10 protein-coding genes and 1 pseudogene are annotated in these 6,000 nt (G+C 57.7%); 6 read left to right on the top strand and 5 right to left on the bottom strand.

Features of this window, described 5'->3' with window-relative positions:
- From cydB to EKA13_RS18190, 5 genes are all read left to right on the top strand, one after another.
- Nucleotides 1-1,006: cytochrome d ubiquinol oxidase subunit II (gene cydB / locus EKA13_RS18210; protein ID WP_065760728.1), on the top strand; the 1,006-nt coding region annotated here is incomplete at its 5' end.
- A 105-nt stretch (nt 1,007-1,111) separates the two neighbouring features.
- Nucleotides 1,112-1,228 carry a cytochrome bd-I oxidase subunit CydX gene (gene cydX / locus EKA13_RS18205; RefSeq protein WP_049269383.1) on the top strand — a complete coding sequence of 39 codons (117 nt, stop codon included), beginning with the start codon at nt 1,112-1,114 and terminating at the stop codon, nt 1,226-1,228.
- Complete coding sequence (locus tag EKA13_RS18200) at nt 1,203-1,511, top strand: cyd operon YbgE family protein (RefSeq protein WP_049269381.1); 309 nt, start codon at nt 1,203-1,205, stop codon at nt 1,509-1,511. The genes cydX and EKA13_RS18200 overlap by 26 nt, the downstream gene beginning before the upstream one ends.
- Nucleotides 1,512-1,546: 35 nt before the next feature.
- Nucleotides 1,547-1,945, top strand: a complete 399-nt coding sequence (locus EKA13_RS18195; RefSeq protein ID WP_065760727.1) for a group II truncated hemoglobin — start codon at nt 1,547-1,549, stop codon at nt 1,943-1,945.
- On the top strand, nt 1,942-2,169 hold the full coding sequence (locus EKA13_RS18190) for a YheV family putative zinc ribbon protein (RefSeq protein ID WP_065760725.1): 228 nt from the start codon (nt 1,942-1,944) through the stop codon (nt 2,167-2,169). The genes EKA13_RS18195 and EKA13_RS18190 overlap by 4 nt, the downstream gene beginning before the upstream one ends.
- Before the next feature lie 43 nt (nt 2,170-2,212).
- Here the strand turns inward: EKA13_RS18190 and EKA13_RS18185 are convergent.
- The 5 genes and pseudogenes from EKA13_RS18185 to EKA13_RS18160 all read right to left on the bottom strand — a co-directional run bounded on the left by EKA13_RS18185 (nt 2,213) and on the right by EKA13_RS18160 (nt 5,398).
- Nucleotides 2,213-2,875, bottom strand: a pseudogene (locus EKA13_RS18185) (SDR family NAD(P)-dependent oxidoreductase).
- 300 nt (nt 2,876-3,175) lie between these two features.
- Nucleotides 3,176-3,814 carry a DUF6088 family protein gene (locus tag EKA13_RS18180; protein ID WP_065760724.1) on the bottom strand — a complete coding sequence of 213 codons (639 nt, stop codon included), beginning with the start codon at nt 3,812-3,814 and terminating at the stop codon, nt 3,176-3,178.
- Between the two features lie 2 nt (nt 3,815-3,816).
- Nucleotides 3,817-4,080 carry a BPSL0761 family protein gene (locus tag EKA13_RS28715; protein WP_083199843.1) on the bottom strand — a complete coding sequence of 88 codons (264 nt, stop codon included), beginning with the start codon at nt 4,078-4,080 and terminating at the stop codon, nt 3,817-3,819.
- Between the two features lie 47 nt (nt 4,081-4,127).
- Nucleotides 4,128-4,688: a hypothetical protein gene (locus EKA13_RS28415; protein ID WP_065760723.1), complete on the bottom strand. Its 561-nt coding sequence runs from the start codon at nt 4,686-4,688 to the stop codon at nt 4,128-4,130.
- 302 nt (nt 4,689-4,990) lie between these two features.
- Entirely contained in the window at nt 4,991-5,398 is a 408-nt protein-coding gene (locus EKA13_RS18160; RefSeq protein ID WP_065760721.1) for an antitoxin Xre-like helix-turn-helix domain-containing protein, read from the bottom strand.
- A 250-nt stretch (nt 5,399-5,648) separates the two neighbouring features.
- Here EKA13_RS18160 and EKA13_RS18155 point away from each other — a divergent pair, with 250 nt between their 5' ends.
- The gene (locus EKA13_RS18155) at nt 5,649-5,894 is read left to right on the top strand and encodes a hypothetical protein (RefSeq protein WP_065760720.1); all 246 of its coding nucleotides are present in this window, start codon (nt 5,649-5,651) and stop codon (nt 5,892-5,894) included.
- Nucleotides 5,895-6,000: the final 106 nt, after the last annotated feature.

Raw genomic sequence — 6,000 nt, 5'->3', positions numbered from 1 at the left:
GCGGGTGGCGATCAACACCATCGCGCCGCACTGGGATGGCAACCAGGTGTGGTTTATCACCGCCGGCGGCGCACTGTTCGCCGCCTGGCCGATGGTCTACGCGGTAGCCTTCTCCGGACTGTATTGGGCGATGCTGCTGGTGCTGTTCGCGCTGTTCTGTCGCCCGGTCGGCTTCGACTACCGCAGCAAGCTGGAAAACCAGAAGTGGCGCAGCGCCTGGGACTGGGCGCTTTTCGTCGGCGGCGCGGCCCCGGCACTGCTGTTCGGTGTGGCCTTCGGCAACCTGTTCCTCGGCCTGCCGTTCCGCCTCGACGATCTGATGCGCTCCACCTACGAGGGTTCGTTCTTCGCCCTGCTGCACCCGTTCGCCCTGCTCGCCGGGGTGGTCAGCCTGAGCATGCTCTGTGCCCATGGTGGCGCCTGGCTGATGATGCGTACCGACGCCGATCTGTACCAGCGCTCGCGCAGGGCTACCCAGCTGTGCGCGCTGGTGTTCCTGATTGCCTTCGCCGGCGCAGGGGCCTGGCTGGCGCTGGGCATCCAGGGCTTCAGCCTGGTCGGCGGCTTCGCCGATCTGGGCGCGGCGCTCAACCCGCTGCACAAGCAGGTAAGCCTCAACAACAGCGGCTGGCTGGCCAACTACGCGCAGTACCCGCTGACCCGCATCGCCCCGCTGGCGGGCCTGGCTGGCGGTGTACTGGCGCTGCTCGGCGCGCTGTTCAGCCGAGGCGGCGTGGCCTTCCTCGGTAGCAGCCTGGCCATCGTCGGCACCATCTGCACTGCGGGCTTCGCGCTGTTCCCCTTCGTCTTCCCGTCCAGCCTCGACCCGGCGTCGAGCCTGACCGTATGGGACGCTGTGTCCAGCCACAAGACCCTGGGCATCATGCTGGTGGTGGCGGGCATCTTCGTCCCGCTGATCCTGCTCTACACCCTGTGGTGCTACACCCGCATGTGGGGCCGGCTGACCGACCAGACCATCGAAAGCAACCCGCACGGCCTGTACTGAAACCCCGAACCGTAGGAGCTCGTTTGCTGGCGATCATCACACGGCATCGCGAACAAACTTGCTCCTATCCGATCAATGCCCACTCAGGGCCAAGGAGAACGACAGATGTGGTACTTCACCTGGATTCTCGGCGTGCTGCTGGCCTGCAGCTTCGGCATCATCAATGCCCTATGGCTGGAGACCACGCAGAACCTCGATGAGGAACCGGTCGGTGACGACTGAGGTCCGCCCCCTGCTGCGGCGTCCATGGAGCCGGGCGCTGTCGCTGCTGCTGGCCAGCCCGCTGGCCTTGCTGCTGCTAATTCACCCTGCGGCCTACCTGGACGATCAGGGCGGTTACAGCCACAGCCTGCTGATGCTGGTGATGCTCGGCATCAGCGGCGGCTTCGTCCACGGCGTCGGTTTCGATCCGTACAGCCGACTGTGGCGCACGATTTTCCATCCGCTGGGCTGCTGGCTGCTCCTCGGCCTTGGCTACCTGATCCTATGGCGGGCGCAGGGCTGATCCTGCGCCGGCACCTTCCGCTGCAAGAGGCCCTCATGGCAATCGCATCCGAATTAATCCCCTATCAGCAACTGGGCGGGGACCAGCCGCTGCGCCAGCTGGTTGATCGCTTCTACGACCTGATGTTCAGTGAGCAGGGCGTTGAGATCGTGCGCGACATGCACAACCCCGACACCCGTGAGATCCGCGATAGGTTCTTCGACTTTCTCAGCGGCTGGCTCGGCGGCCCCCAGCGCTTCATCGAAAAGCACGGCCATCCGCGCCTGCGCGCCCGGCATTTGCCGTTCTCTATTGGTAAGAGCGAGCGCGACCAGTGGCTGCACTGCATGAATCTGGCGCTGGACGACACGCCGATGGATGCCGAGCTGCGTGCCTACCTGAAAGATGCCTTCGCCAAGACCGGAGATTTCCTGCGCAACCGGGGTGAATCATGAACGAGCAGCCGAAAGTACCCGCTGCCCCAGCAGCGCTGGAGCCGAAGAAGCAGTTCATCGTTGGCGCTAGTTGTCCCGCGTGCGAGCGCATGGACAGCGTACGCATGTGGTTCGTGGAAGGTGTGCCGCACCGCGAATGTGTCGCCTGCGGCTACAGCGACAAACTGGACGAAAGCAGTGGTGCCATTACGCTGGTCGCCGTCGACGAGAAGGATGACGCGTAGTGGTCTACTGACCCCGGACACCCATCTAGGGCGAGAATGCTCGTCATAGAGAGGTGTCTGATGAGCAAGCAACGTCAAGCATGTTCAATCCACGCATGGCTTCCGGAGCCAGCTTGCCAAACTCGCCGACGCATTTCATGAGATTGGCGAAATAGTCTTTCCAGCTATTCAATCTGGTCGTCCCGCAGTTCCGTCCAGCGGTGTCACCGCCGTCAACCGGTACTACGGTTCCGGTGATCCACGAAGCGTCTTGCGAGGCGAGGAAGAGAATGGCTAACGCCACGTCCGCAGGTTGGCCATTGCGTCCCGGCGGGTGGAAAGCGTCGAAGGTCGGCAACACTTCCTTGACCTACTCAGCATCCATAAAGGTTCCGTAGACCGGAGCCTCTACCACAGCCGGAGCTAAGGTATTGATGCGGATGTTCGAGCTGGCCAGCTCGATGGCCAGGTTGCGGGTAAGCGCATGTACGCCGGTATTGGCGGCGGAGTAGGCAGCTGAGGGTGTGGCACTGATAGCCTGAATGGCACAAAGCGAACCGATTTGTACGATGGCGCCGCCACCGCGCTGTTGCATGGCTTTCGCCGCCTGGGCCATGAAGAACTTGCCTTTGAGGATGGTATCGAGGAACCAGTCGTACTCGGCTGGATTTACCTCTAGGAAGGGCTTTGGATTAAAGACACCTGCGTTATTGACCAGGATGTCCAAGCCACCGTGGAGGGGAAGGGGACAGATTTATTTACTAGACACCTGCCGTCCGCTTTTGGCCGATTCTGTTGAAAAAGTCCCGTCGCGATTTTTGCCCATGAAAGAGCGTTAGCGACGTTGAAATCTGGTTCGATCAGAAGGCGGAGCTGTCTTGGTTTTTACGTAGCAACGCCTGAATCGAGCGATTTTTGAGCTGCCGAAAAGCAGCGCTCCCAGAAACCGACTTTTTCAACAGAATCGGCCGATTTCGGCCGGTCGTCATTACCGTGTTTAATGTTCGATACCAATGAAAATTCCCGGTCAGCTGGAATGCAACTCGGTGGCTGAGACAGTGCAACTTCGCATCAGCGCCATGCGCATCCATTTCGGCATTCTGCAGGCCAATAGTTTGTTCATTTCTTCGGGGCTAAGCGCTTTTTTAACTACAGCCACATCCTCCTGAGTGATGCCGCCTTTACCGAGATAAAATAAAGCGCTGATGGCCATTCCGACCTTGGTTCCTGCGCGCTGCATAACCATCGGAGCAGCATGTACAAGCCTTATATCTGCCTTGCCTAAAGATATCGATCGGCTAGGGCCACTGGTGTAATAGACCGGAATGACCGGCATCTGTGTACTCAGACCGAATCGCCTCACTGCATCAGCGCCATGAATCTGCAGTGTCCAACTGTTTTTCTTGGCAATCAGATTTACCAAGTCCAATGGCCCAGGACGCAAAGCTCTGCCAGTGTGCTGGCTGTATTGGGGGCGCATGTAAATGCCACGGCACACACGCTCAAGCTCGCCTTGCCGAACCAACTGGGCTACTGCTTTGGAGATGGCCGTACTCGTACCAAGCTCTGCAAAGTCGCGGATGCTGAAAGGTCTTCCTTTGCGCAGCCGCTTAACTCGCTGCATAACGAGTTGAGATACCGGTGGTTCAGTCAAATAGTGGGCCATTGCTATCGCTTCTGCTCCAGCGACGAGCAGAGCAGCGGCTGGTGGTAGGCGATAACTCGACGCCGATATTCGTCATCATCGGCACCGCTTGCTAAGCATTCCTCCAAGCGTCCCAGCGAGAACACCTCAGCTGAAGAGGGGTAGTGCCTGAGTAAACTTTTCGCATAACTGCGGATTCCCTGCGGTAGGCCCGCATCACGGGAGAGCTCACGCAAGAACTCCTCTGTTTTGACGAGGGTACGAGTTCTTTCATACGGTAGGGTCAATCGTTATCTCCCAGACGGGATATGAAGGTCGCGGCTAGCTAAAGCGCTTACCAGCGCCTACCACCCATAATGCAGCCCAGCGCTTCGGGGATTGAATTAAAAGTTCCCCAGCTCGTTAAGCCGCCAGTAGCGGTGCTATCAAAACAGCACACTTCGTAGCGAACCCCTGTTGGCCAATCGCTAAACCAGAGTGCCTTTAAAGCTGCGATATGTTTTTCCACATCTCTTGCCGCCAGTTCGGGGAAGACTTTACCTATCGCAGCGTGGCTAGCCCGATGACTCACCTCCAGCCCATAAGGTCCTTCCCAACTACAACGCTCGATAAATGGACGATTCCACCAGCGGGCTTTGCATACGTAGGTATGCTGCTGGCTGTCTAGATTCTCGAATTCTGCAGGCAACGCAGGGTCTACCAACACACCCTCAATCAGCTCTACCGCGAAGAACAGTAGTCCATCTACCTGTAATTCCCTTAAGTTGTCCTGCCCACTCTGCAGGCGCTCCAGATAGGGGGCGATGCCGAGTAGTGTCTGCCTAGTTGAAAGCTGCAAAGCCTGCAGATTTGCGAAATCCCATGCGGCCCAATCCTGATCATTACGCACGATCATGATTGCGCTCCTGCTCGGCTTCCCGGCTTTCATGCCACTTGGCAAATACCCACAGAGCAGTACCCAGTGACAACAACAACCACATAATCCACTGAGGTATTTGGTATTGGGCGCCCACCCAAAGACCAACGCCACCACACAACATCGTCACAAAAAACCATCTCATCAACGTGTACTCCCGATTACAAACGAGATGCCACGGTAACCCGATGTTCTACTGTTCTAACGCTAGCGCTGAAAATTTCGTCGACACCCAGATTGGGAAATCAGGATGACCCATGAGCGCTCATTCGTGCTGAGGATTAGTCCGCACCAGGTTCACTAACCGCACAAAATGCGTCGATTCGTTTGTAGGTCTCCAAAAGCGACATGAGGTCGCCCTGCGCCATAATTTCCAACGGCTTACGTCCATTGAAGAATTCGTTTTGGTTCTCAAGCCCCATAAAGCCGTAGACGTTTTCAGGGTTATCAAAGACCAGCCTCAGGCTAGCGTGGCAGTTCAAGACAATGCTGGCCCGCTCCAGTTGATCACGGTCGAGTTCAACGCCTTTGCCCTGATGAGCACGAGAAATGCTGCTGCGCGAGACACGAAGAACATTGCTCGCCTGCTCGGTAGTGGCCTTCCATTTCTCCAGGACCCTCAGGGCCGTGCGTAGAATTACGCCACTTTGATCCGTCGAGAATGCGCGAATTCTGGATGTTGCATGCATGACGGAAGCTCCTGTCTCTAATCAGCAAAAATGATCGGGCTGTGACACACAGTAACCTGATGCTCGGGTTTTTAACCCTCGAACCAATAAATCGTCAGCTCCCAGATTGGGTAGCGAGGAATCCACAGCGGCCACTTCTGAAACCGTGAGCTTTTGCTAAGCTGGCGGCCTGCACCGCGGGACTTCGTTGGCAACGGCTCGCCGTTGCTTCCCCCTGCGGACACCCATTAAACCGTTTCACGGGGTTACGATGCGGAAGCATGTAGTGATTGAGGACTGGGATGGCGACGGCGCTATTCGCCTACCCGATGACGTTCTGCAGGAAATGGGCGTCGACGTTGGAGACACGCTCTACCTCCTTGAGGAGTACGTGGGTACAACCCGCTGTCTGGTGCTCAGTAAGTCACCGCGCATTCCTGATCGCGTGGATGAGCTGGTGGGTCACTGGGAGTCGTTTGGCAAGGTCTCCGCCGAGATAAGCGCCAAGGACGAGTGAGTTAGCTACCGCACTAACCTCGATGCAGCTTGCACGGCCTTGGTCCCTGCGAGGGTAGAGTTTTCCACCAGAAAAGCATCGCTAACGTTGGGGCCTGCATACTCCT

It is taken from the genome of Pseudomonas defluvii (assembly GCF_001695625.1).
In the GTDB taxonomy this organism is placed as follows: Bacteria; Pseudomonadota; Gammaproteobacteria; order Pseudomonadales; family Pseudomonadaceae; genus Aquipseudomonas; species Aquipseudomonas defluvii.
This window is presented reverse-complemented; position numbering and strand designations above follow the sequence as displayed.